The organism is Verrucomicrobiia bacterium, from assembly GCA_019634635.1.
Lineage (GTDB): Bacteria > Verrucomicrobiota > Verrucomicrobiia > Limisphaerales > UBA9464 > UBA9464.
On the sequence record JAHCBB010000001.1, the window covers coordinates 314,026 to 338,749 of the forward strand.

The following is a 24,724-nucleotide window of genomic DNA, read 5'->3' on the forward strand; positions in this document are numbered from 1 at the left end:
AGGCGGCGCGGGCCGTCAATTCGGGGAAGGGGGGCGTCCGGAGGACGCCGGGTGGCAGCGAGGCCGGCCCTTTCGCCGTCGCGCGCACCGGTATCATCGAGGCCAAGGCGCTTCCGGAAGGCGCATCCACTCCATTGAGTCTGGTTGCCACTTGACGGGAATCGCCCGGCCAAACGAGCGTCCGGGGGCGCGTTTCCCGTCGCTTCAAACCTTGAGTTCACTTGCCTCCCAATTGGAACTGGCTCGGTCCGCCGCCCGCGCCGCAGCGGTTGTGCTCCGCGAGGAGTTCGCGAGAGGCTCAACGGTCCAGTCCTCGGCCGGAAAGGACATCAAACTCGCCGCCGACGTCCTGGCCGAGGCGTGCATCCTGAAGGCGCTGCGGGCCGGTTCGCCCCATGCGGTGCTGTCCGAGGAGTCCGGGGCTGATCCGGGAATGGACCGCTCGGGACTTCACTGGGTGGTGGATCCACTGGATGGCACCTTCAATTTCAGCCGGCGGCTTCCGGCCTGCGCCGTCAGCATCGGATTGTGCGATGGCAACCGTCCGGTGCTGGGGGTGGTTTATGATTTCCTCAACGACGCGATGTTTTCCGGCGCCGTCGGGGAGGGGGCCGTGTGCAACGGCGTGCCGATTCACGTGAGCGGGACCGCGGATCGGGCATCGGCCATGATCTGCACGGGATTTCCCTCCGGGGGGCGCTACGACGATGCCTCGCTGCTTGGCTTCGTCCGAAAGGCGCAAACGTACAAGAAGGTTCGATTGCTCGGATCGGCCGCCCTCAGCCTGGCCTACGTGGCGGCCGGCCTGGTGGATGTGTACCACGAGGAGGGGATTTATCTGTGGGACGTGGCGGCCGGCCTTGCGCTGATTTCCGCGGCGGGCGGCACCTTTGAGATGCGTCCGACCGGCGACCCTTGGAAGCTGGATGTCATCGCCACCAACGGGCGCATCGCGCCGGATCTCGATTAGGCTGGACCCCGACCCGCCTCATCGCCCCAGAATTTCCCGATGCCCACGTGCCTTGCGATGATTCCAGCCCGGATGGGAAGCCAGCGGCTGAAGCAGAAAAACCTCAGGGAGCTGGCCGGCGTGCCGCTCATCACCCGCGCCATTCGCAAATGCGTACAGGCGGCGGTGTTCGATGAGGTTTGGGTGAACTCCGAGCACCCCGCCTTTGGGGAGATCGCCGCGGCGGAGGGCGTCGGTTTCCACCGGCGTCCCGAGGCGCTCGGCAACCACCAGGCGACCAGCGAACAGTTCGTCCGCGAGTTTCTCTCCCGGCATGAGTGCGAGTTCCTGGTCCAGGTGCACAGCATCGCCCCGCTGCTGGGCGTGCCGGACATCCAGGCGTTTGTCCGGACATTGCAGCAGGGAGACTTCGACGGTTTGTTGAGTTACGAGCCCATCCAGATCGAATGTGCGCTGGACGGGGAGCCGGTGAACTTCACCTGGGCCGAAAAGACGAACTCGCAGGATCTGCGACCGGTTCAGCGGATCACCTGGAGCATCACCGGTTGGCGCCGGTCCACCTTCCTGGCGGCCGCAGAGGCCGGACAGTGTGCCACCTATGCGGGGCGGGTGGGGTTTCACGCGGTGGACCACCTGGCAGCGCATGTCATCAAGACGGAGGCGGACCTTCAGCTGGCCGAGGCGGTGTTGCGCATGGCGCCCGGCGGCGATTGAGGGACCGGTCGCGTACGGGCCGTCTGCACCGGGCCTTGCTTTTCGCTTTCCCAAGGATCGCTTTCGCCCAGCCTCTCGCCGTGGCAGAGCCATCGGAGGAATCGGTGCGACGTGCGGTGCGTGTGGCGCTGGCGGAGGATGTCGGGGGGGGGGACGTCACGACGCTGGCTTGCATCCCCCCGGAGGCCCGCGCGAGGGCCGTGATGCGCGCCCGGGAGCCGATGGTGCTCTGCGGGCTGGCGTTCGCCGAGGTGGCATTTCACGAGATGTCGCCGAACCTCGTTTTCGAACGTTCGGCGACGGATGGGGCCGCCCTCAAGCCGGGCGCGGCGGTGTTGACTGTCTCGGGGGAATCCCGGGCGATCCTGACGGCCGAGCGGGTCGCCCTGAACTTCGTCCAGCGTCTCTCCGGCGTGGCCACACTGACCGCCGCCTACGTCGAGGCCGTCCGCGGCACCCCGGCCCGCATCCTTGACACCCGCAAGACCACCCCGGGCTGGCGGTCTTTTGAAAAATATGCGGTCACCTGCGGGGGCGGATTGAACCATCGGATGGGCCTCTTCGACCGGGTGTTGATCAAGGACAACCACCTTGCCGCCCTGGCCGGGGCCGGTGGCGACCCGGTCGTCGTCGCTGTGGAGCGCGCCCGGCGGCTCTGGCCGGGACTTCGTGTCGAGGTGGAGGCCGACACGCTGGCCCAGGTGGACCGCATCCTCGCCGCCGGGGCGGACGGCGTCCTGCTGGACAACATGTCCCCGGACCAACTGAGGGCCGCGGTGGCGCTGGTTGCGGGCCGGATCCAGACCGAAGCCAGCGGCGGTATGCGGCTGGAGACCGTCGCTGCCGTTGCGGCGGCCGGGGTGGACTTTATTTCGGTCGGCGCGATCACGCACTCTGCGCGGGCGGTGGATCTCGGGCTGGATTTTGAGTCGTGACGGCCGACGCCATCATCCTTCGGAACCTCCGGTCGGCCGCCGAGGCCGGCGTCTCCGGTGCCGATCTTGCCCGGGATCTGGGCATCAGTCGTGCGGCGGTGTGGGCCCGGATCGAGGACCTGCGACGCGCGGGCTACGACATCGAGGCCAGTCCGCATCGCGGGTACCTGCTCCGGGGTGCGCCGGACGCCCTGCATGCGGACGACCTGATGTCCCGTTGCCCATCGGGGCGCGTGATCGGGCGGGACATCCGGGTGTTCTCGGAGACTGCCTCGACCAATGATATCGTGGACCGCCTGGCTCGTGAGGGGGTCGCGGAGGGCGTGGTGGTGTTTGCGGAGCGACAGACTCAGGGCCGGGGGCGCCTGGGGCGCCGCTGGGAGTCCCCGGCCGGACGCGGCTTGTGGCTGTCGGTGCTCCTTCGGCCCCCGCTCCGCCCCGTGGCGGCCATGCAATTGACCGTGATGGCTGCGGTGGCCTGCGCGCGGGCCGTGGAGCGGCAGACGGCGCTGCGGCCCCAGATCAAGTGGCCGAACGACCTGATGTTTGGCGCCAGAAAATGCGGGGGCATCCTGCTGGAAATGGCCGCCGAGCTGGACCACGTGCATCACGTGGTGCTCGGCATCGGAATAGATGTCAACCTGACCGCACCGGAACTGCCGGCGAACTTGCGCGGGATGGCGACGTCCCTGCGGATGGAGCTGGGCCGGGCGGTGGATCGTTCGGCCCTCGCGGCGACGCTGATGGGGGCGCTCGACGAGGCCTACCGGCTCGTCGGCACCGGCGGGTTCGGTCCGTTGGCGGATGAATGGGAGGAGCGGTGCACCACGCTGGGACAGCACGTGACCATTCGCGTCGGCTCAACCCGGATTTCCGGAACGGCGGAGTCCCTGGATGACGATGGGGCGTTACGGGTGCGCACCGATCACGGCCGGTTGGAGCGCGTCGTGGGGGGCGATGTGACCGTGGTGGTGCCGGAGTGAGGGACGGAGTGGCCATGGTCCTGCTGATAGACATCGGGAATACGAACACCCACGTGGGCTGGGCGGATGCGGAGCGCATCCTGCGAACGGGGCGGGTGCCCACCCCGGACGTTGTGGCCGGCCGGTTTCCGGGCTTCCTGGGCAGGTGGATCAAAGGCGGGCGTTGCGAGGGGGCCTCCCTCTGCTCCGTGGTGCCGGCCGCGACCGGAGCCGCCTGCGAAGCGGTGACAGCCGCCTGCGGCGTGGACTGCCTGGTGCTGGGGCCGCGAGACCTTCCCGGGGTGGGGATGGATTATCCCAAGCCCCGAACCATCGGACCCGATCGCCTCGCCAACGCAGTGGCGGCGCGTCACCACCACGGGGTACCGGTGGTGGCCGTGGATTTCGGAACGGCCACCACCGTTGACGTGGTGGATCACCGCGGGAAGTACATCGGCGGGATCATTGCGCCGGGATTGGAGTTGATGACGCGCTATCTGCATGAGCGAACGGCCCTGTTGCCGTCGGTCGCAATTCGCGAACCCCGTCGCGTGGTGGGCCGGAGCACGCGGGAGGCCATCCGCTCGGGTGCGGTTCTGGGTTACCGCGGGATGGTCCGGGAATTGATCCGCGAACTGCGGCGCGAGCTCCGCCATCCCGGGGTTCCAGTGGTGGCCACCGGCAGCTATGCGGCATGGATCGCGTCCCGACTGCCCGAGATCACGCAGGTGCACCCGCATCTGACGCTCGAAGGCCTGCGGCTGGCGTGGTTGGCCTGGCGGGCGGGCGAGGGGCGGGATTGAATTCAAATCCATCGCGGTCCAGTCTCCCCGTCATGTGCCTGCGGACCCTCCTGCTGGCGTCGGGACTCCTCGTCGGGACCGGTGCCGGGTGTGATGCCCCCAAGCCCGCCCCGCCAGCCGCGCCACCGGCGGTGTCGGCGCGCCCGCTCCACCTGGATCAGGCTCAACCGAAACTGCCCACACTGCGCCTGTGGATTGGGGCGAAGGAAATGGATGCCGAGGTCTGCCGGACCCAGACCCAGATCTCGACGGGCCTCATGTTCCGTCCGGGAATCGCGGAGGACGAAGGCATGCTGTTTGTTTTTTCCCAGCCCCACGAGGTCGCCTTTTACATGAAGAACGTGGATTTCGACATTGATGCCGCCTACATCAGCGGGGCCGGAGTCATCCAGGAGGTGGTCCGCCTGAAGCGGCGCGACGAAACCCCGGTGCCTTCGACAAGTCGCGACATCCAGTTTGTGCTCGAAACGGCGCCCGGCTGGTTCGAGCGGAACGGCATCGGCGCGGGCAGCCTGGTCAAGACCCCGCGGGGTTCGCTGCGTGACGTGTTCGGGCTGAACCGCTAGGCGCATGCGACTGGCCCTGGCGCAACTCAACACGACGGTCGGGGACATCGCCGGCAACGAGGCGCGAATCCTTGAGGCCTACCGCCGTGGCGTGGCTGCGGGCGCGGACCTTGTCGTTGTCCCGGAGCTGGCCCTGACCGGATATCCGCCCCGTGACCTGCTGCTGCGCCCGGCGTTCATCCGCGCCCAGCAGGACGCCCTTGCACGGCTGACGCGGGCCTCCGGGTCCGCGGGCCTCCTGGTGGGTCATGTTGGGATCAACCCGCATCGCCCCGGACGCGAGTTCACCAACGCCGCCTCCCTGTTGTCCGGTGGGGATGTCGTCGCGACGCGGGAGAAGACCCTGCTGCCGACCTATGACGTGTTCGACGAGGACCGGTATTTCGAGCCGGCGACGTCCAACCTGCCGGTGGCGTTCGCCGGCCGCCGCCTCGGAATCACCATCTGCGAGGACCTTTGGAACGACGAGGATTTCTGGCCGGAGCGTCGGTACCGTCCCAATCCTGCCGTGGCGCTCGCGGAAGCCGGAGCCGACCTGCTGGTCAATCTCTCCGCCTCCCCGTGGCACCTCGGCAAGGAGCGCACGCGCCACGCCATGCTGGCCAGTCTGGCAGCCAAGGCCCGGTGCCCCGTGGCCTACTGCAACCTGGCCGGGGGCAACGATGAATTGGTGTTCGACGGCCAGAGTTTGGTGTGCCGTCCGGACGGTTCCCTCGCCGCACAAGGTGCGGCGTTTGCCGAAGACTTCCTGGCCGTGGACCTGGAGACCGCAGCCGCGCAGGCGCCCCGGGTGTTGTCGGACGAGGCCCTGCTCCGCGACGCCCTGGTGCTGGGAACGCGCGACTACCTGCACAAATGCGGCTTCCGGTCGGCGGTCATCGGCCTGAGTGGGGGCATTGATTCGGCGCTTGTTGCCGCCCTGGCTGTCGAGGCGCTCGGGCCTGCGCAGGTCCGCGGCCTCGCGCTGCCGTCGCAGTACAGCTCGGAGGGAAGCGTTGCCGACGCCCGGGAACTGGCGGCCAACCTGGGCATCCGGTTCGATGTGGTGCCCATCCAGCCCCCCTTCGCGGCCGTGCGGGAACAATTGCAACCGTTGTTCGAGGGGCGTGGCGAAGACACCACGGAGGAAAACCTCCAGGCCCGCCTGCGGGGCGTGACGCTCATGGCGATGTCCAACAAGTTTGGCTCCCTGCTGCTGACCACGGGCAACAAGTCGGAACTCGCGGTGGGATACTGCACCCTGTACGGTGACATGTGCGGCGGGCTGGCCGTCATCAGCGACGTGCCCAAGACCTGGGTTTACCGGTTGGCGCGGTGGATGAATGCCGACGCCCGGGAACGGGGGGCTCGTCCTCCCATTCCGGAAGGCAGCCTGACCAAGCCCCCGAGTGCGGAGCTCCGCCCGAACCAGACCGATCAGGACAGCCTGCCCCCGTACGAGGTGCTCGACGGAATCCTGGAAGGTTATGTGGTGCGATCGCTGTCGGTGGAGTCCCTGATCGGGGAAGGATGGCGGGAGCCCGATGTGCGAAGAGTGATCCGGCTGATTGAAGGCTCCGAGTACAAGCGGCGCCAGGCGGCGCCCGGATTGAAGGTGACGACCAAGGCGTTTGGTGTCGGGCGCCGCGTGCCCATCGCCCAGCGCTGGCGCGAAGGTTGAACCGGGCCCGGGTGGCGTTCCGGGCCGGTTGCCGTCAAGGGGTCGAGGCCGGGGCGCTGGTGGCCAGCGGCAGGCGGACCAGGGCGGCCTCCTGATCGTTCCGGACCAGCAAATCGGCCCCTGCCAGCGCGATTGGATTCCACGTCTTGGAATTGAAGATGCGCAGGCGTCCCAGTTCGTTGGGACCCTCCGGTGTGGGGCGCAGCAGGACCATTTCGCCGGACTCCGCCATCAACAGGTACAGGTCGTTCACGAGCAGTCCCTGGCCATGCCCGTAACGCCCCTCCTTCCACGGCTGGGAACCGTCCCGCACGTCGAGGCACACCAGGATGCCATCATCGAGGCCATACACGTGGCCGTCGCGATACACCGGATTGGCAAACTTGGCCTTGAGCTTCCGGGATTTCCAAAGGCTGGTGGGTGCGTGGGTCCCGGGGCCGACCGCGAACAACTCCGCGCCCACGTTGTAGCCGGCCGAGATCAGGACGCGGTCGGGTCCGGTCTCGATCGGGTTTGCCACCAGGGGCAATCCCGCTCCAAAGGGCACCTCCCACCGCACGGCGCCGGTGGCCGGATCGTGCGAAGCGAAGGAGCGGTGGTTGAGGATGAGGATCTGGGGGGTTCCGGACAGCGTTGCCAGAAACGGGGACGCGTAACCGGCTCCGGAATCACCCGCCTTCCAGGCAAGTTCCCCGGAATCGGCGCGGTACGCGATCATGGAGGCCCCTTCACGGCCTCCGGCGCTGACCACGACCAGCCCTTCATGCACGAGCGGCGACCCGCTGAACCCCCATTCAGGAACGCTGCAGGCCGCGTCGGCGGTCAGACTTCGCGTCCACAGGAGACGCCCGGTGGCCAGGTCCAGGGCGTTGAGGCGCCCGGTGGCGCCCAGGGAAAACACGCGGCCGTCCTGAAGGGCCGGTGTGGCCCTGGGCCCCTCGCCGGCGATGGTCGTCGCGTAGCGTTCGGGGTCGGCATGGGTCCACAGCCGGCGTCCGCTGGCCCGATCATAGGCGGTGACCTGTTCCTCCGCTCCCTGCTGTTCCTGGGTCACCGCGTAGCCACCCGCGACGACGAACCCGGACCAGGCGGGGCCCACCGGTTGACGCCAGGCGATGACCGGAGGCTGCACCGCCCAGCGGGTGTCGAGGGACGGTCCTGCGATACGGCCGTTACGATTCGGCCCCAGGAATTGCGGGAAGGTTTCACCGACGATTCCCGGGGCGCTTCCCGTGGGTGCCGGTGCCGAAACGGAAGGCACCACAACAGCGGCGGGGGCGGCCGTCCGGCTCCAGCGGGGTTCCCAGATGGGTACGAAATCGCCGCTGACGCCCCGGATTCGGAACAGAACTCCCGACAGCACCATCAAGCCGGTCACCGCGGCCAGCGCGATCCGGCGTTGTCGCCTGGGCGCCCGCGACAGGAGCGTCCACCACAGAAGCAGCGCGGTAAACGTGAGCAATGCCACGGCGGCGGTGGCGAGGTTGCGATGCTGGAACGCCGCCTCGCGATCGAGAACCTGAATCTTAAAAAGCGCTGCGGCGGCCAGCACGGCGATCAGCGCGGCGGGCCATACGCGAAGGCCCGGAACCGTGGGCGCCGGATCCGGGGGTTGGTTGGGTGGTGTGCTCACGAGCCTTCAGGCATGGGATTCAGATCGTGGACGGAAGGCCGTCTCAAAGCCCGCGCCGGAGGGATCAGCCGGGATTCGCCAGCCCGCGAGTTCATTGAAAGGTCTCCGGATCCGCGAGCCACGTCCTCGACTCGCGGGCAACGAGGCCGGAGAGCAGCAGCAACGAGAGCAGGTTCGGGAGGGCCATCAGCGCGTTGGCGGAATCGGAGAAGTTGAGGACGAGCGAGCTCGGGAAGGTCGCGCCGAGGAGGATGGCCAGCACCCACAACCAGCGGAACACGGGCACCAGATGGAGTCCGCCGAGGTACTCCATCGCCTTTTCACCGTAGTAGGCCCAGCCGATCAGGGTGGAGAAAACGAAGGTGATGAGCCCGAGGGTGAGCAGGGGTGCGCCGAAGCGGGGGAGGGTGCTGAAGGCGCGGTGGGTCATCGCCGCGCCCTCCGCACCGCTGTTCCAGGCGCCGGTGACGACGAGGACCAGTCCCGTGGCGAGGCAGATGACGACGGTGTCCCAAAATGTGCCCGTCATGGAAACCAGCGCCTGCTGTGCAGGGTTGCGGGACCGGGCGGCGGCGGCGGCGATGGGCGCGCTCCCAAGCCCGGATTCATTGGAAAAGAGCCCGCGTTTGACGCCGGCGGCAATCACCGCACCCAGCGCACCGCCGGCGACGGAACGTCCTGTAAATGCGTCGGTGACAATGAGCCGGACGGCATCGGGAAGCTGCTCCACGAACACCGTCAGGATCGCCAGGCATCCGAGCAGATAGGCGATGACCATGAAGGGGACGAGAACCTCGCAGAAACGGGCGATTGAGCGGATGCCACCAATGAGCACGAGCCCGGTGCCCGCGGCCATGAGCAGGCCGCAGGTCCAGCGGATGGGCATCTCCGCGGTACCCTTGGGGAACAATTCAATCACGCTGGCCGTGACGGCCTTGGCCTGGAACATGTTCCCGATTCCAAACGCGGCGACAACGGTGAACAGGGCGAAGAGCACCCCGAGCCATCGCATGTGGAGTCCGCGTTCGATCACGTACATCGGACCGCCCGACATGTCGCCGCGCTCGTTCTTCACCCGGAACTTCAGGGAAAGGAGGGCCTCGGCATATTTGGTCGCCATGCCCAGGACGCCGGTGATCCACATCCAAAAAATCGCTCCGGGGCCGCCCGCGCCGACTGCGACGGCGACGCCGACAATGTTGCCCGCGCCAGCCGTGGCGGCGAGTGCGGTCGAGAGCGCGGCGAACGGGCTGACATCCCCCTCGGCGCCGCGGCCCGGCCGGAAGGTCAGTTGGATGGCCGGCCAGATCCAACGCTGGATCAGGCCCAGGCGGATCGTGAGATGCAGGTGCGTGCCGACGAGCAGCACCAGGAGCCACGGACCCCAGAGGAGTCCGCTCGTCCATTCGAAGAAGGAATTGAGCCGGTCCATTACGGGCAACGACGCGGCGGGGAGGGCGGCCGCACGTCCGGAAGCGTTGCGGGATTGGGGGCGGCCGGTGCAATGCTTTTCGCGGGAAGAGACAGGGTCCGTTCAGCGATCGAGGACTCCAGAGGTGTCCTGTCCCTGAGTTTTCCCAGTGGCGCCTCGATCCCGATGCGCCGGACAGCGACCGGTGGTCTGGCTTCCCCCGTTATTCGACGCGGGAAGCGTCGCGGATCCTTTCCATTGGCTCACCTCCTCCCGATGGCGCCGTGGCGGTCAAGGTGCCAACTCGAGTTTCAGGAATTGCACGGGGTTCGTCAGGGGCAGGTCGGCTCTGTTCCAGTTCCCCTGCCGAACCACCGATACCTCAACGGGCAGCCACGGCCCTTCATTCAATCGTCCGGCTCCAACTAATTTGAACTGCGATTGCGTGGCGTGCCAGAAACCGACCGGTCCGGCGGGTGTTCGCGCCACGCGCAGCCCGGGCGATTCCGACACTCCAAACAAGGCCATGGTGTTGTGGCCACCCGCTGCAATTGCCGTCACTCCGCGCAAATTGGGCGGGACCCACGCTGCCTGCGTTGGCAGGCCAAAGATCACGTTCGCCGCCACCTTTCCCCAGGCCGCAACGGTGCCGTCCGAACGTAACGCCACCGTGTGATAAGAGCCCGCAGCAACCGAAGTCACCCGACCCAGTTCCTCCGGAACATCACACTGACCTTCCACATTTCTCCCCCAGGCGATCACACTGCCGTCATGGCCCAGTGCCACGCAGTGGCCCTGGCCTGCGGCGATGGCAATCACCGAACCGAGGTTTGGTGGAGGTTCCACTCCGGAACCGCCCTCCGTGAACACGGTGCCGTCATCCTTGAGGAAAATGAGGAAATCTCCGCCAATGGCGATGGAGGCAACATTCGAGGCGGCCACCTGGCGCTCCTCAATCCCCAGGCACTTCCATCGGATTTGACGGCAGCCAGCCGGGCCTGACTGACCGACAACGTTTGGACATCGTGCGCCAGGACCTCCGGAATCGGAGTCCAAGCGTGACCATTCAAATCAAAATTGGCCAACATCCCTGCGAGGTCCCGTGTCACCACCCAGTTGCCAGATGTCACCGAATCAACCGGGAGCCCGCGAGGAGGGAGCATCCGGCCGCCGGGCTGTCCGGCGGACCACGTCACGATGCTGCCATCGGCCAGCAGCGCGCTCGAAACATCCCCGGAGGAGGCCTGGACCACCCGTCCTTGAATTTGCACCGGTGTGATCCGATGATCGCCGCCGGGTGGACTCCACTCCAGCAATGTGCCCGGCTCCGGGGTGGGAAGCACTTCCAGGTACGCCGGGCGGGTCTCGGTCGAAGCTCCGGACAAATCGGTGATCGCGACGGTATAGGGTCCGCGGAGCCCGGGCTCGGTCCCGGTGACTGTCCCCTCGATCGAGTAGGCGGGCCCGGTGGCACCGGGAATCACGGAGCCATTGTCCATCCACTGATATTTCAATCCAAACCCACGACACTCGACTTCAAACCGGGCTCCCTGCCATGGATGCACCTTTTGATTGCCCGGCATCCTTTCGATGCCTTGGAGTCTTTGTGCTCCAAGTGCGATTGCGTAGTCTGCACAGGCAAAAATCGCCAATACGCCGCCGCGGCTGACCGTTTCGGGCAGGGTCCATTCCCCGCCGGTATCATGGCGCCAGGATACCAAGGTTCCATCCTTTCTCAGGGCAAGTCCGAGCCATTGTGAAGTGGCGACTTTAACCACGTCCTTGAGTCCGGCGGGTGTCCTCGAATCGGAATCGTAGCCCCAACGAACGACGGTTCCGTCTGTCCGAAGTGCGACCACACGCGAACCGCCGAGGGCGACGGAAGTGACTCCGTTCAATCCCTTGGGCACGCGGAGCGCGTTGACGTCGCCGCTGAGCATTTCCACGGTCCCGTCAGCTCGAATGGCGCACAAGCTGGAAGCGCTGGCCGCCAACTGAACGACATCCGATAAATCCTCGGGGCGCACGGAGGGACTCCCCTCAAGCTGCCCCCAGACCGCCACCGTTCCATCCACCTTTAGAGCCGCCGAAAAATTTTCGCCGGCAACGACGCTGACCACATTGCTGAGTCCGACCGGGACAGCCACTTTGTCAAACCCGTTGCCTCCAAAACCGAGGACCGTTCCATCGGAAGTCAGGACTAGCAGATGATCCCAGCCGGCGACGATCGCCGTTGCGTTCCGCACCTGGTCGTCTGGCCGCTGGCCCGGAAGGGTCCCCTGGGCGCCCTAGGTGACCACGGAACCATCCTCCCTGAGGGCTGCACTGAATCGTCCTCCGGCGGCCACCGCAGTTACCTGGTCCCGTCCGGGAGGCACAGAAAACGTCGCGCGCCAGGGGTCGAAATCCATCCCCCACATCACGACTTTCCCTTCTGTGGTCAACCCCGCACAGTGAAAGGGTGTGAGTGCGACCGTTTTCAAATTCTGAGCCACCACTTCGCCGCCCCAGGCCACGTAGTTCTCCTGCCCCGGTTGCGCATCGTACCAGATCATTGAGCCCCAGATCGCTGCCGCCTGAGGCTCTGCGTCCACTCCGGTTCCTGCGGATGCCAGCGATCGAAGGGTGATCCACAGCAGGAGGGCGATCCTGCCAAAGTGTGGCGGGAACATGAGTCAGCGGTTGGGTTCCGGAAACAGCTCCGCAAGGGCCACGCCGAGCCCGGCGATGGCGGTGGACTCCAGTCGCACCGGACCGGAGACGACCGTGCGCTGCCGGAATCCTTCCTCCGTAGGCTCCCGGTGGACTTCAACGCAGCGGCTCTCCGGGATCAGAAGCCAGTACTCGGTGACGCCTGCGGCGGCGGAGATGCCGGCCTTTTGGCGGTCCACCTCCACCGTCGTTACGTCAACTTCGATCACCAATTCCGCCCTTGTGGGGATAGGACATCCGTTTGCGGCCCGGGTTCGGACCCCGACAGAGGATCTGTCCCCTGAGACCTTTCATCATTGGGGGCTGGGACCGAGGTCCGGTCGCCCGGCCGGTCCATCCAATCGGCTGGAGCTCTGCTTCTCCGCGGCGGCGATTCCCGGTAGCGTCCGCCCGCAGATGGCCACCGCCACGCCCACCCTCCGCACGCTGTTGGTCCTTGGTCGCGTCTCCAACCTCCCGACGGTTTGGAGCAATTGCCTCGCGGGATGGTGGCTGGGCGGGGGAGGGAACCCCCGGGCGCTGCTTCAGGTGTGCGTGGGCGCTTCGCTGATGTACGTCGCCGGCATGTTCCTCAACGACGCCTTTGACGCCGACTTTGACCGCCAGTACCGACGGGCACGGCCGATTCCGTCCGGCGCCATCGCGGAAGGGTTGGTCTGGAAATCGGGCGGGCTCCTGCTCGTCATGGGCTGGTTGCTGGTGGTGCTGCTGGGAATGGCACCGGCCATCTGGGGATTGGTGCTCATGGGAGCCATCCTGGTGTATGACGCGGTGCACAAGGTCCTCGCGTTGTCCCCGCTCCTGATGGCGTTGTGCCGGTTCCTCCTCTATGGGCTCGCCGCCAGCACGGCGGATGCCGGGGTCACCGGAGACGCCCTTTGGTGCGGCATCGCCCTCGCCGGCTGGATCGTGGGGTTGAGCTACGTGGCCAAGCGCGAAAGCACCTCGGGCCGGCTGCCGCGGTGGCCGCTCACCGTGCTGGGCCTGCCCTTTCTGTTCGCCGCACTGATGAATGCCGGGGATTACCGTCTGCCGGCCATTGGGGCCGGCTTTGTCACCGGCGCCTGGGCCCTCTGGTGCCTCCGGCACACCTTTGACGCCGGGGGCCGCAATCTTGGCCTCACCGTCTCAGGGCTCCTTGCGGGAATCTGCCTGGTGGACTGGCTCCTGGTGCTGCCGTCCCTGCCGGGCACGCTGGCCTTCATGGCCTGTTTCGCCGGAGCCCTGCTGGCCCAGCGGCATGTGCCGGCAACCTGAGCAAAATCGGGGGGACGCCGCAACAATTCCCGTTCCGCATTCCCCCTGAAGCGCGTACCAACCGGGCGTGCCGTTTCCAAGATCCTGCCGCAACATTGCTCTCGTCGGTTTCATGGGGGCCGGCAAGTCCACGGTGGCGTCGCTGCTGGCGGGTCTGCTTCGGTTTGAAGTGGTGGACACCGACCGGGTGATCGAGGAACGGGCCGGGCGTCGGGTCTCCGAAATCTTTGCCGAAGAAGGCGAGACCGCATTCCGGGAGCGCGAGGCGACCCTGGTGTCTGAACTGGAATCCATGACCGGCCGGGTCATTGCCACCGGGGGCGGGCTCGTCATGAATCCCGCGAACCTCGAAAGCCTCCGCCGGCACGCCTACATCGTGTGTCTATGGGCGTCGCCGGAAACCATCCATCAACGCGTCGGACACCAGACGCATCGTCCGTTGCTCCAGAAGGGCGATCCGATGGAACGTATCCGGACGCTCATGGCGGAGCGCGCACCGGTGTATCGCCAGGCGGACCTGCTCGTGGGGGTGGATTTCCGGGCGCCAGCCGACACGGCGCGCATCATCGCCTCCGCATTTCGCAAGCTGGAGCCGGCATCCGGTCCCAATGAACACGCCTGAATCGGCTGGTGGGACCGCGGAATCCGTCCGCCGCCGCGCCCGCGCCCTTGGGTTCGACATCTGCCGCATCACCACGGCCGCGCCCCCGGCGTCCGCGGAACGCTTCCTGGACGCCCTGGCGTCCGGACGCCACGGCGCGATGGACTGGCTGGCCCGCACGGCCGGCCGCCGCACCGACCCGCAATCGGTGCTGCCGGGAGTGCGCAGCATCGTCATCGTCGCCATCAGCTACGCCTCATCCCCGCCGCCATCCCGGCGCGCCTCCACCGTCGCCACGGGGCGGGTGGCCCGCTACGCGCGGCATGAGGACTACCACGAGGTGATGGCTCCAGGTCTCCGGGCACTGGCCGCCCATCTCGACAGCCTGGCGGGTCCGGGCGGGCGGTCCCTCTGGTACGTGGACACCGGACCCGTCCTGGAACGGGATCTTGCCCAGCGCGCCGGACTGGGCTTCATCGGCAAACACACCAACTTGATTTCGCGGGAGTTGGGGAACTGGTTCCTGCTGGGTGAGGTGCTGACCACTGCGGACTTGGCCGCAGATCCACCGGAGCGGAACCGTTGCGGGTCATGCACCCGATGCCTGGCCGCATGCCCCACCGCGGCGTTCCCGGCACCCTTCACGCTCGATGCCAGGCGATGCATCTCGTACCTGACCATTGAATGGAAGGGTCCCGTTCCCGAGGAATTCCGGCCACTGATTGGGGACCGGATCTTCGGATGCGACGACTGCCTGGAGGTGTGCCCCTGGAACCGGTTCGCGCGGGAGGGCGCCCTGATGCGGGCGCACCGGCGTCCGGACCTGGATGCGCCGCGGCTCCGGGACTGGTTGTCCCTTGACGAGGCGGCCTTCCGATCGCGATTCCGTGGAACCCCGTTGATGCGCACGAAGCGCCGGGGCCTGCTGCGCAATGTCTGTATCGCATTGGGGAATGTCGGCGGGGCGGGGGACCTGGATCCGCTGCGCGAGGCGGCCGGGGATTCGGAGCCGCTCATTGCGGAGCATGCCGCCTGGGCGGTCCGACGAATTGAGGAACGTTTGGGCGTGACGCTGCCGGCCGGGTCCCCCGGCGGCGAACCGCCTACGCCAGAAGGGGATTGACCACGTTGCCGGCGATGCCGGTGAGCCGGGCGTCGAGGCCCTGGAATTTTACGGTGAGGCGTGTGTGCTCGATGCCCAGCAGGTGGAGCATTGTGGCGTGGAGATCATGGACATCCATGGGGTGCTCCACGGCCGCGTACCCGAGTTCATCGGTGGCCCCATAAACCAGTCCGGGCTTCACGCCCCCGCCGCACATCCAGATGGTGAATCCGGCGTTGTGATGGTCGCGTCCGTCACCCCCCTGGCTCATCGGCGTCCGGCCAAACTCGCCCGCCCACACGATGAGGGTGTCGCGCAGGAGGTCACGCTGGCGCAGATCGGTGATCAGGGCCATGCACGCCCGGTCCACCTCCTGCGCCTTCAACTCCACGCCGTGCCTCACGCCGCCATGATGGTCCCAGTCCTTGTGGTACAGCTGGATGAACCGGACCCCGCGTTCCGCGAGCCGTCGCGCCAGGAGGCAGTTGGAGGCGAAGGATCCGTCCCCGGGCTGACAACCGTACCCCTGAAGCACGCCCGCCGGCTCGCGGGAGAGGTCCATCAAGTCGGGAACGCTGGCCTGCATGAGGAAGGCCATTTCATACTGGGCAATCCGGGTCGCGACCTCGGGGTCATCCACCACCGAATCGTGTTCGAGGTTCAACCGGTTCACCGCGTCCACCACATCGCGCTGCTGCTTCCGGGTCACCCCATCCGGGTTGCCCAGATAGTGCACGGCCTCGCCGCGACCCCGCAGATGGACGCCCTGGAAGCGGCTGGGCAGGAAGCCCGGAGCCCACTGGCGGGCGGCAATGGGCTGGTTCTGACCGCCCTGGCCGAGCGAGGTCAGCACGACAAATCCGGGGAGATCCCGGGCATCGGTCCCGAGGCCGTACACCAGCCACGAACCCATGCTGGGCCGCCCCGCAATCTGCGAGCCCGTGTTCATGAACATGTGAGCCGGATCGTGATTGATCGCTTCGCTGGTCATGGACCGGATCCAGCAGATGTCATCGGCGACCGAGCCGAGGTGCGGAAACAGCTCGCACAGCTCCACGCCGGACGCGCCGAAACGCCGGAACGGGAGCTGGGGTCCGTAGCAGGTCAGCTTCTGCCCCTGGAGCTGCGCAATCTGGCGGCCCGCGGTGAAGGATTCCGGCATCGGTTGCCCGTGCATCTCGGCCAGCCGGGGCTTGGGATCGAAGGTTTCCAGATGGGACGGTCCGCCGGCCATCGTGAGCCAGATCACCCGCCGGGCCTTCGGGACGCGGTGCAGGGGCTGGACCACGCCCGGCCAGCGATCGTCGGTCGGTGCGGCGCGCAGGGCCTCCGGCCGCAGCAGGGACGCGAGGGCGAGCGCCCCCACTCCCTGCGAAGCGCGGCCCAGGAAGACGCGGCGCGTCTGGTGCTGTCCGCGGGCCTGCAGCCATTCTTGAAAAGGGGTCCGGTTCATGGTCAGGCGCGGGTGATGGTTTCGTGCAGATTCAGCAGGACCCGGGCCACGCTGGTCCACGCGGCAAGGGTCGCGGGATCGAGATCGTCCGGAGCCGGAAATGCCCCCGTGCGGAGCAGGCGGATCGCCGCGTCCGGATCGGCCTCGTAGTCGGCGCGATGCTGCTCCAACAAGGCGGCCAGCGTGGTCAGTTCGAAGGCGGTGGGGGTCCGCAGCAGCACCTGACGCCAGGCCCAGGTCAGGCGGGCGAAGTCGTCGCCGGAGGCCTCATGGAGGATGCGCGCGGCAAGCGCGCGGGCCGCCTCCACGTAGGTCGGGTCGTTGAGCAGCACCAGCGCCTGTTGGGGGATGTTGGACCGCGATCGCTCCGCCGCGCATTCCTCGCGGGTCGGCGCATCAAAGGCCAGCATGCTGGGGTGTACATAGGACCGCTGCCACCAGGTGTAGAGGCCGCGGCGGTACTGCCGGTCACCGGTGCTGGCCTCGTAAGTTCGCGGGGGGAAGTTGAGGTTCTCCCAGTAGCCGTCGGGCTGATACGGACGGCTGCTGGGACCTCCGAGATCGAGCGCCAGCAGCCCGGCCATCCAAAGGGCCTGGTCCCGGACCAGTTCGGCCTCCAGCCGCCAGCGTCCCTGCCGCGCCAGCAGGCGGTTGTCGGGGTCGCGCACCCGGAGCGATTCCCGAGCCCGGGAGCTTTGCCGGTAGGTGTCGCTGAGCACCAGGAGGCGCACCATGTGCTTGAGATCCCAACCCGACTCCTGGAATTCGCATGCCAGCCAGTCGAGCAGCTCCGGATGCGACGGCGGTTCGCCCTGGGCCCCGAAATCGTCCATGACCCTGGAGAGGCCGGTGCCAAAAAACTGCCGCCAGAGCCGGTTCATGACCACGCGGGCGGTGAGCGGGTTCTCCGGCGAAACCAGCCAGTTCGCCAGGTCCAGTCGGGTGGGCCGATCATCTCCGGCGGGTGCCTGCATCGTGGACTGCAGGAAGGCGGGGATCGCCGGCGGGACTTCCTCTCCGGTTTCGATGAGCCAGTTGCCCCTCGGGAGAATCCGGACGGTGCGGAGGGGCCCGGTCCGCATGGTGACCAGGCTCCGTGGCAGCATCGCCTCGAAGTCCGCGCGGGCCTTGCGGGCGTTCTCAAGGCGGTCCCGCAGCGGCTCCAGGTCCGGCGCCTGATCCCGGTATTCCGCCCAGAGGACCGTCCGCGCCGGCTCGGTGTCCGGATCCTCATCGGCCCGGAGCGCGGCGATCACCGGGGGCGACGGCTGTCGAAACGGCGGGGCCGCTGCCAGCTCCGGATCTCCGGTCATGGAAATCCGGAAACAGCCCAGATTGTGCCCCTGGCCATGGGCCTGACGGATCTCGACAACGACCGCGTCGCCGTCCGCCAATTCCGGGGCGTCCGGGACGACGGCACGCAGCCGGTGCACCCGCCCAACGGCTGGAAGGATGGCCCATCCAGTGGTCTCATCGCCGTCGCCGGGGTCCACAGCGCTGCCGGCCGTCCAACGCCGGTGCGGGTGCCGTTCGGCATGCAGCGTCTGCTCCCACGACGCCTCGGCCTCCTCCAGGAGGAGCGGGCGTGCCGTGCCGTCAGGCGATTCGATGCGGGCCCGAATGCGGGTCAGCACGAAGTTGCCGTTGCCGGACCGCCCGGGTCCTTTCGAAGGCAGCGAATCGTCCGGCAGCGCCTCCAACTGAATGCCGGCGATCCGCGAAATTCCGGGGACGAGGCGCAGGCGGTAGGTGTCGCGGTCCGGATTGGGGCCCCGGACGAGCAGGGACAGGTCGTTCCGAATTTCGAGCCTGGCGTCGCTGTCCGCGGTGGCCGAAGCCGGGGCGATGCGTGTCCAACGGTCATCCAATTCCAGCAGATGCCGTTGTTCCTGGCGCCAAGCGTTGAAGGGGCCCTCGAGTTCCGGATGCGGCCCGTGCAGTGCCTGCTCGAGCGTGGCCACCCGCTGCTGATGTTGACGCAGCGCGGATTCCTGCTCGGTGTTGGGCACCAGCATGCCGGGCTCGCGAGGCCCGACAATCGGCTCGGAGACGTCGGCAAAAAATGCCCCCATCGCGTAGAAGTCCCGGGCGGTGACCGGATCAAACTTGTGGTCGTGACATTGGGCGCAGCCGAGGGTCTGTCCGAGCCAGACGGTCCCGACGGCGCGGACCCTGTCTGTCAGGTAACGCGCCTCGTAATCCTTGGGCTGGGCGCCGCCCTCCTCCGTGGTGAGAAGGAGCCGGTTGAAGCCGGAAGCCACCTGCTGCTCGACCGTGGCCTCCGGCAGCAGATCACCCGCCAGTTGTTCGCGGGTGAACTGATCGAAGGGCAGATTGCGGTTGAAGGCCCGGATGACGTAGTCCCGGTAGGGCCAGACGTTTCGTGGGGTGTCCGAGTGGTACCCGATCGTGTCGGCAAACCGCACCACATCGAGCCAGCCCAGCGCCATGCGCTCCCCGTAATGGGGCGACGCCAGCAGGGCCTCTACCAGGTCCTCGTACGCGCGGGGCGAAGGATTCTGCTCGAAGGCCTCCACCGCATCGGGAGTGGGTGGCAATCCCGTGAGGTCGAAGGAGAGCCGGCGCAGCAGGGTGCGGCGATCCGTCGCCGGGGCGGGCGCAAGCCCCTCGGCCGCCAGGCGCGTGCGAATGAACTGATCCACGGCGGCGGGACCCGCCGGGGCTGCGGTTCGCACCGGTTTCCGATAGGCCCAGTGGCCCTGGTATTCGGCCCCCTCCGCGATCCACTGACGGAGCACCCGCCGCTGGTCTGCGGTCAGGACCTTGTGCGACTCCGGTGGAGGCATCTGCTCGTCGGGATCCGACAGTTCAATCCGCCGGACCAGCTCGCTGGCATCGGGATCTCCGGGGACGATCGCCAGGGTGCCGGACTTCGCAGGCAGCAGTGCACGTTCCCGCTCGTCGAGGCGCAGTCCGCCCTTCACCTTGGTGGCGTCGGGCCCGTGGCAGGCGAAACAGGTGTTGGCGAGCAGGGGTCGCACCTCACGGTTGAAGTCCACACGTGGCGCCGCCCAAGTCGCCGGGGCCAGCACCAGGAACCCGGCCACGGCGGGCAGGCGCACTTGTTCAATCCAACCGGGGGCCTTCATCGGAGCTTTGCTTGGACCACCATGGCGCAATGCCCCTTCGAATTCCAACGGGGTATTTTTTGGGGGAACGGTTTCGATGGACGGATTGGCTGTTGCTGCTGCCGGTGGGTTTGGACATAGATTTTCGGAGGCAACCGAAGGCGTTTGAAGACAAGCAACGTATGCCATACATCACCAGCATCGGGCGGTGGGGGCGTCGGGCGGGCCGTCCGGCCACAAAGCGCGCGTCCGTGAACGGGGTGCTGGGAGGAAGGCCCGGCGGATTGGGGCTCCGGAGTTCGCAGGGAGTGGAATCTCCGGAATCTCCGGAGACGCTCCGGCGATGGCTGCATCCGGCCGGAGGATTGGTTTTCGGACTGATCGTCTGCGGGCTCGTTGCCGCCGGTTGCGGGAGGACCGGCGGTCCGGAGGCTCCCGTTTCAACGTCCCCGGCGGCAGTCGTTGAGCCCGGGGATGCCGCGACGGAGGCGGCTGCGGACGAACCGGGTGATGCTGGCATCGTCCCGCTGCCTCTGGATCTGCTCGGCGCCGACGACGTTTCCGGCGAGATTGCGGAGGCCGAGGATCTGGCGCGGGCCGGCAGGCTGGCGGAGGCGGAGGTCGCCTATGCGGCCTTGATTTCCCAGGTGGTGGATAACGAAGAGGTCCATTTCAACTTCGCCCACCTTCTGGCCCGCCTCGGCAGGACCAACGAGGCGATGGCCCACTACGAGATCGCCATCGAACTCCTGCCGACCTATGCGGAGGCCCACAACAACCTCGGGAATCTTCTGGTCAAGCAGCGCCGGTTTGACGAGGCGATCGCGCACTTTGAGAAGGCGATCCGGGTCAACGATCGAGACAGCGTCACGTACAACAACCTCGGAACCGCGCTTGCAGGGGCCGGACGGGTTCCGGACGCGGTGCCGCAGTTCGCGCACGCAGCCCGGTTGAATCCCGATTATGTGGAGGCCTGGTTCAATCTGGGGCGATCCGCGCTCACCCTGGGCCGATTGGATGATGCCATCCCCGCGCTGGAGACGGCCGTCCGGTTGCGTCCCGACCTGACCCCGGGAGTGCGGGCGCTCGAACAGGCCAGGCGCTTGAAGCAGGCTCGCGGCTACTGACGCCTGCCGTCCGCATGGCGCACCCGGAGCTCCCGGGTGCCGGGCGCAACACCGGTCCTCGTGACCGTTCCGTCGGGCCACCGAACTTCGATGGCGTCCGGGCGCACCCCGCCCACCACGGTCACTGCTGAAGGCTGTGACCAGTACCCCCCGCCGGACGTTACGGCCTGTGCCGCACCCGGGCGTTCTCTGCGGATCGGCCGCAAGACCGCGCCCACCCCGTCTGGATTGGCGGCGGGGCCTTCGAGGCGGACCCGGAGTCCCGGCGTCGCGGCGAGGTTCCGGAACAATTGGGTCGCCGCGCCGTTCTGGCCAACGGCCAGGTCCACGCGGCCGTCCGCGTCGAAATCCGCCGCCGCGGCGCCGCGCTGTTCCCCGTAAATCGCGATCCCGCTGCGGTCCCCGGGCACCGGCAGGAAGCCCCCATGACCGTCCCCCCGCAGCAGCAGCCCGCGCCCGGCGTCCATCCGCGTATCCTCCGGTCGGACTGCGAACAGGTTCTGGGCCAATAGGAGGTCCAGATGCCCGTCTCCGTCAAAATCTGCTGCGGCGATTCCGAAAACCGGCGCCCACTGCGCCTCGGACGGCAGCGGACGCGCCTCAAACCGGTCGCCGCGGCGGAGGAAGACCATGGATTCCAGATGGTCCGCGCCGTGGTGTTGCGCCTTGCCGGCAGCAGGACCGAGGAGTGCGGACACCTCCGTGGCCGCAAATGCGGCGTGGGTCGGGACGCGCAGCGGCAGGTCGGAGAGCGAGGCCGCAAGGGTGGTCCTGTCGCGCAGCGGACGCAGGACGCCGCGGTCGGAAACGTACTCCACGATTCCGAGGGTGCCCGATCCATCGAAGTCGCCGGAGGCCAGGCGGACGCGTCCGCCGCCCCAGATCTCGGCGAACGTGTTGCGGCCGCGGTTTCCGGCGATCAGATCGAGGCGGCCGTCGCCATCCACATCCCCGACGGCCACGCTGTTCCACCAGCCCGTGACCGTGTCGAGTCCGAGGTCGCGCGTCCGTTCAATCCAATCGCCATCATGGTGGGCGAACACCCGGATCGGTCCCAGCTCACACGCGAGCACCAGCTCCGGCCGCGGATCCCCGAGGAGGTCCACGAACAGCGCGTCGCTGACCGGCCCCACGGTGTCCCACGGGCCGCCAACAGGCACCAGCGTGCCGGCGTCGTTGCGGAGGAATCGCGAGCCGCCCGGCTCCGGCCAGCGGCGGCTGGTGAACCGCGCTCCGAGGAAGACGTCGAGGTCACCGTCGCCATCCACGTCGCCGAGGGTCATCGGACCCATGCTGGCTCCGTCCCCCGGGATCGGGGCGTCGGACTCGAGAGCCCCGGGCGTCCAGCTCCATCGGAGTGCCGCGGGGGCCGGGCCGGTTCCGGATTCGAAACGTGCCAGAGCCCCGACCAGTTCGCGCCGCCCGTCGGTGCCGGTCCAGCCCAGTACCGCCCCAAGGTCATCGGGCACCACCGGGCCGTCCACGGGAACGGGCTGAAATCCTCCGCGTCCATCCCCCAGAAACACCCCCGGCCGGCCGCCGCGTCCGGTTCCCACCACCAGGTCCTCGTGTCCATCGCCGTTGAGATCCATCCAGGAGATTCCCGGGCCTCCCTGACTGTACCGCTGCGGCAGCAGGGGCTGCACGGCGAAGTCATCGAATTCCGGATCCTGGTGCCGGTGAGCAAGGAGGGCGCTGAGGTTGGTGAACCAGGTGGGCATCGGCGGCGGGACGGCCGGCGAACCGGGTTTTGGACCCGCGCCAGACTCATCCACCTCGTACACGTGGTTGGGCAGGACCCCGCCGATGTGGCTGACCGCCCCGGAGGGCCAGCGGACTTCCAGACTCATGAGGCCATCGCCGGCCGCAAAGGTGCGCTGCGTCTGGCTGTGGGAAAGGTACTGGCCGCCGGCCACCACCATCTGGCGCTGCTCCACCGGTCCGCCGCGCATGAGGATTTCGGCGCCGATGCCCGCGGTGTTGGGGGGGCGCCCCCGCAGGCGCACGGCCACCCGTGGCGCGCTCGAATTGTTGCGGTAGACCAGCGGCGGTCCCTCCATTGCGTTGGCCACCACGTCCGGGTCGCCGTCGTCGTCGAGGTCGGCCAAGATCATGCCGTGGGCGATGCGCGTGGAGTCAAAGCCCCACGCGCGGCTCACCTCCTCAAAGGTGAGGTTGTGACGATTCCGGAACGCAAACTTGGGAGGCTCCAGCCGGGGATACTCCGAGAGCAGTGATCGGGTGGCCTGCTGGCTTTGGTTGGGACGTGACCGGACGCGCTCGTTGATGTCCCGGTCATTGACATCGTGACGATGGCCGTTGGAGACGAGCAGGTCCTCCCAGCCGTCGAGGTCCACATCCAGAAAGATGGGGGTCCAGGACCATCCGGTGGCTGCCACGCCGGCAAAGCTGGCGATTTCCGCCCAGGTTTCATCACCGCGGTTCCAGTACAGGCAGTTCCGGGGGAATTCCTCTCGGTCGTTGAAAATCCCCGCCACCCGCCGGAGGGGCATTCGACCGCTGGAGGTGCGCAGGTGCTGACCCAGGCTGGGGTTCAGCATTTCCACCGTGCAGAAATCGTAGCGGCCATCCCGGTCCAGATCGGCGAAGTCCACCCCCATGGAGGCCAGGCTCATGTTGCGCAGGGCAAATTCCCCGGCTTCCCGGAAACGGCCGGTCCCATCTCCAAACCACAGCCGGTCGGGCGTCTGGAAATCGTTGCAGACGAAAAGGTCCAGAAGTCCGTCGCCATTGATGTCGCGCATTTGCACGGCCAGTCCAAGATCCCATGGTGCCGCCATGGGGCGGCCGGCGGCATCGCGGAAGGCCTGTTCCCAGGGGACTTCGGCGAATCGCGCGGCACCGTCATTGGTGTACAGGGAGTCGGGGTCCCCGAACTCATACAGGACCCCTTCGATGATCCGCAGCCGGTTGGCAAAGCGACCGGTCACCTCCGGACGGCCGTTGACCATGCGGGTCGAAATCACTCCGCCGTCCCGAAGCACCGCCTGCACGGCGAAGTTGCAGAGATACAGATCCAGGGATCCGTCCCCGTTCACGTCCCCAAGCGCCGCCGAGGTGGCACCGGATCGCCCGGTCAAACCGGATGCGGCTTCATGGAAGCGGCCGCGCCCGTCGTTCAGCAGAACCCGGCTTGGTGTGCCGAATGCGGTGACGATCAGGTCGGAGGCGCCGTTGCCGTTGAGGTCGCCGAAGACGGCCCCAACCGAGGTCTGGTTGGTGCAACCCACCCCGGCGGCCGCGGTGATGTTGGTGAACCGCCAGTTGCCGAGGTTTCGATAAAGCTGGTTGGCGGCCTGCTTGTGACAGAAATAGAGGTCCACCAGGCCATCGCCGTCCACGTCGGCCGCGGCCACGCCCGAGCCGTTCATCAAGTTTTGGAACGTCCGCATCCGCTCGTCGGAGAGCGCGTTCGAGAAATCAATGCCGAGGGCGGCGGGATCGAGCAACGTGAAGCCTGCCCGGCCGCCGGCGGGAACTGCCAGGGGCGCAGCCCGAAACCCGGAGCCCTGCGCCCATTCCAGGGCGCATGCGGTGAAACCCGCCAGGGGAGGCAGGCCGCAGGCCGCGAGGATGAATCGGAGCACTCGCACGGGGACGTCACGCAAAGCCAAGGGGGCCTGCACCGCCGGGTCAATCCCGCGTTGCGGGAATGCGCCGCACGACCGCGGGTACCTGAAGGTGCAGCGGCGGGAGGGTGCAGGGATT

Annotated in this window: 20 protein-coding genes; 11 read left to right on the forward strand and 9 right to left on the reverse strand. The window is 67.5% G+C overall.

The window, feature by feature from the left end:
- Positions 1–211: 211 nt before the first annotated feature.
- From KF791_01165 to KF791_01195, 7 genes are all read left to right on the forward strand, one after another.
- Positions 212–970: an inositol monophosphatase gene (locus KF791_01165; protein ID MBX3731183.1), complete on the forward strand. Its 759-nt coding sequence runs from the start codon at positions 212–214 to the stop codon at positions 968–970.
- 39 nt (positions 971–1,009) lie between these two features.
- Positions 1,010–1,684 carry a cytidyltransferase gene (locus tag KF791_01170; protein MBX3731184.1) on the forward strand — a complete coding sequence of 225 codons (675 nt, stop codon included), beginning with the start codon at positions 1,010–1,012 and terminating at the stop codon, positions 1,682–1,684.
- A gap of 80 nt (positions 1,685–1,764) precedes the next feature.
- Positions 1,765–2,619: a carboxylating nicotinate-nucleotide diphosphorylase gene (gene nadC / locus KF791_01175; protein ID MBX3731185.1), complete on the forward strand. Its 855-nt coding sequence runs from the start codon at positions 1,765–1,767 to the stop codon at positions 2,617–2,619.
- Positions 2,616–3,602, forward strand: a complete 987-nt coding sequence (locus tag KF791_01180; GenBank protein MBX3731186.1) for a biotin--[acetyl-CoA-carboxylase] ligase — start codon at positions 2,616–2,618, stop codon at positions 3,600–3,602. Before nadC ends, KF791_01180 begins: the two co-directional genes overlap by 4 nt.
- Positions 3,603–3,616: 14 nt before the next feature.
- Complete coding sequence (locus KF791_01185) at positions 3,617–4,384, forward strand: type III pantothenate kinase (protein ID MBX3731187.1); 768 nt, start codon at positions 3,617–3,619, stop codon at positions 4,382–4,384.
- A gap of 32 nt (positions 4,385–4,416) precedes the next feature.
- Positions 4,417–4,950 carry a DUF192 domain-containing protein gene (locus KF791_01190; GenBank protein MBX3731188.1) on the forward strand — a complete coding sequence of 178 codons (534 nt, stop codon included), beginning with the start codon at positions 4,417–4,419 and terminating at the stop codon, positions 4,948–4,950.
- 4 nt (positions 4,951–4,954) lie between these two features.
- Positions 4,955–6,610 carry an NAD+ synthase gene (locus tag KF791_01195; protein ID MBX3731189.1) on the forward strand — a complete coding sequence of 552 codons (1,656 nt, stop codon included), beginning with the start codon at positions 4,955–4,957 and terminating at the stop codon, positions 6,608–6,610.
- A gap of 34 nt (positions 6,611–6,644) precedes the next feature.
- Here the strand turns inward: KF791_01195 and KF791_01200 are convergent, their stop codons facing one another.
- From KF791_01200 to KF791_01225, 6 genes are all read right to left on the reverse strand, one after another.
- A complete protein-coding gene (locus tag KF791_01200; GenBank protein ID MBX3731190.1) occupies positions 6,645–8,243 on the reverse strand; it encodes a PQQ-like beta-propeller repeat protein in 1,599 nt (532 codons plus the stop codon).
- A 91-nt stretch (positions 8,244–8,334) separates the two neighbouring features.
- Positions 8,335–9,675 carry a sodium:alanine symporter family protein gene (locus KF791_01205; GenBank protein ID MBX3731191.1) on the reverse strand — a complete coding sequence of 447 codons (1,341 nt, stop codon included), beginning with the start codon at positions 9,673–9,675 and terminating at the stop codon, positions 8,335–8,337.
- A gap of 270 nt (positions 9,676–9,945) precedes the next feature.
- On the reverse strand, positions 9,946–10,500 hold the full coding sequence (locus KF791_01210) for a hypothetical protein (GenBank protein ID MBX3731192.1): 555 nt from the start codon (positions 10,498–10,500) through the stop codon (positions 9,946–9,948).
- A complete protein-coding gene (locus KF791_01215; protein ID MBX3731193.1) occupies positions 10,470–11,900 on the reverse strand; it encodes a hypothetical protein in 1,431 nt (476 codons plus the stop codon). The genes KF791_01210 and KF791_01215 overlap by 31 nt, the downstream gene beginning before the upstream one ends.
- Before the next feature lie 42 nt (positions 11,901–11,942).
- Complete coding sequence (locus KF791_01220) at positions 11,943–12,326, reverse strand: hypothetical protein (GenBank protein MBX3731194.1); 384 nt, start codon at positions 12,324–12,326, stop codon at positions 11,943–11,945.
- 3 nt (positions 12,327–12,329) lie between these two features.
- A complete protein-coding gene (locus tag KF791_01225; GenBank protein MBX3731195.1) occupies positions 12,330–12,575 on the reverse strand; it encodes a Uma2 family endonuclease in 246 nt (81 codons plus the stop codon).
- 187 nt (positions 12,576–12,762) lie between these two features.
- Here KF791_01225 and KF791_01230 point away from each other — a divergent pair, with 187 nt between their 5' ends.
- From KF791_01230 to queG, 3 genes are all read left to right on the forward strand, one after another.
- The gene (locus KF791_01230; protein MBX3731196.1) at positions 12,763–13,623 is read left to right on the forward strand and encodes a UbiA family prenyltransferase; all 861 of its coding nucleotides are present in this window, start codon (positions 12,763–12,765) and stop codon (positions 13,621–13,623) included.
- A gap of 112 nt (positions 13,624–13,735) precedes the next feature.
- Positions 13,736–14,245, forward strand: coding sequence for a shikimate kinase (locus tag KF791_01235; GenBank protein MBX3731197.1), 510 nt, complete (start codon positions 13,736–13,738; stop codon positions 14,243–14,245).
- Positions 14,232–15,347: a tRNA epoxyqueuosine(34) reductase QueG gene (queG, locus tag KF791_01240; protein ID MBX3731198.1), complete on the forward strand. Its 1,116-nt coding sequence runs from the start codon at positions 14,232–14,234 to the stop codon at positions 15,345–15,347. Before KF791_01235 ends, queG begins: the two co-directional genes overlap by 14 nt.
- Here queG and KF791_01245 read toward each other — a convergent pair.
- Positions 15,328–16,779, reverse strand: a complete 1,452-nt coding sequence (locus KF791_01245; GenBank protein MBX3731199.1) for a DUF1501 domain-containing protein — start codon at positions 16,777–16,779, stop codon at positions 15,328–15,330. The genes queG and KF791_01245 overlap by 20 nt on opposite strands.
- Before the next feature lie 2 nt (positions 16,780–16,781).
- Entirely contained in the window at positions 16,782–19,889 is a 3,108-nt protein-coding gene (locus tag KF791_01250) for a PSD1 domain-containing protein (protein ID MBX3731200.1), read from the reverse strand.
- A gap of 161 nt (positions 19,890–20,050) precedes the next feature.
- Between KF791_01250 and KF791_01255 the strand changes: the two genes are divergently transcribed.
- Entirely contained in the window at positions 20,051–20,995 is a 945-nt protein-coding gene (locus KF791_01255) for a tetratricopeptide repeat protein (protein ID MBX3731201.1), read from the forward strand.
- Here KF791_01255 and KF791_01260 read toward each other — a convergent pair.
- Positions 20,989–24,609, reverse strand: a complete 3,621-nt coding sequence (locus KF791_01260; protein ID MBX3731202.1) for a VCBS repeat-containing protein — start codon at positions 24,607–24,609, stop codon at positions 20,989–20,991. The genes KF791_01255 and KF791_01260 overlap by 7 nt on opposite strands.
- Positions 24,610–24,724 lie beyond the last annotated feature (115 nt).

Bases quoted from the DNA above. Each gene is read 5' to 3' on its own strand.
- queG (MBX3731198.1), top strand. From the start codon at position 14,232: ATGAACACGCCTGAATCGGCTGGTGGGACCGCGGAATCCGTCCGCCGC.
- KF791_01190 (MBX3731188.1), top strand. From the start codon at position 4,417: ATGTGCCTGCGGACCCTCCTGCTGGCGTCGGGACTCCTCGTCGGGACC.
- KF791_01205 (MBX3731191.1), bottom strand. From the start codon at position 9,675: ATGGACCGGCTCAATTCCTTCTTCGAATGGACGAGCGGACTCCTCTGG.
- KF791_01170 (MBX3731184.1), top strand. From the start codon at position 1,010: ATGCCCACGTGCCTTGCGATGATTCCAGCCCGGATGGGAAGCCAGCGG.
- KF791_01185 (MBX3731187.1), top strand. From the start codon at position 3,617: ATGGTCCTGCTGATAGACATCGGGAATACGAACACCCACGTGGGCTGG.
- KF791_01220 (MBX3731194.1), bottom strand. From the start codon at position 12,326: ATGTTCCCGCCACACTTTGGCAGGATCGCCCTCCTGCTGTGGATCACC.
- KF791_01245 (MBX3731199.1), bottom strand. From the start codon at position 16,779: ATGAACCGGACCCCTTTTCAAGAATGGCTGCAGGCCCGCGGACAGCAC.
- KF791_01235 (MBX3731197.1), top strand. From the start codon at position 13,736: ATGGGGGCCGGCAAGTCCACGGTGGCGTCGCTGCTGGCGGGTCTGCTT.
- KF791_01250 (MBX3731200.1), bottom strand. From the start codon at position 19,889: ATGAAGGCCCCCGGTTGGATTGAACAAGTGCGCCTGCCCGCCGTGGCC.
- KF791_01195 (MBX3731189.1), top strand. From the start codon at position 4,955: ATGCGACTGGCCCTGGCGCAACTCAACACGACGGTCGGGGACATCGCC.
- KF791_01230 (MBX3731196.1), top strand. From the start codon at position 12,763: ATGGCCACCGCCACGCCCACCCTCCGCACGCTGTTGGTCCTTGGTCGC.
- KF791_01255 (MBX3731201.1), top strand. From the start codon at position 20,051: ATGCCATACATCACCAGCATCGGGCGGTGGGGGCGTCGGGCGGGCCGT.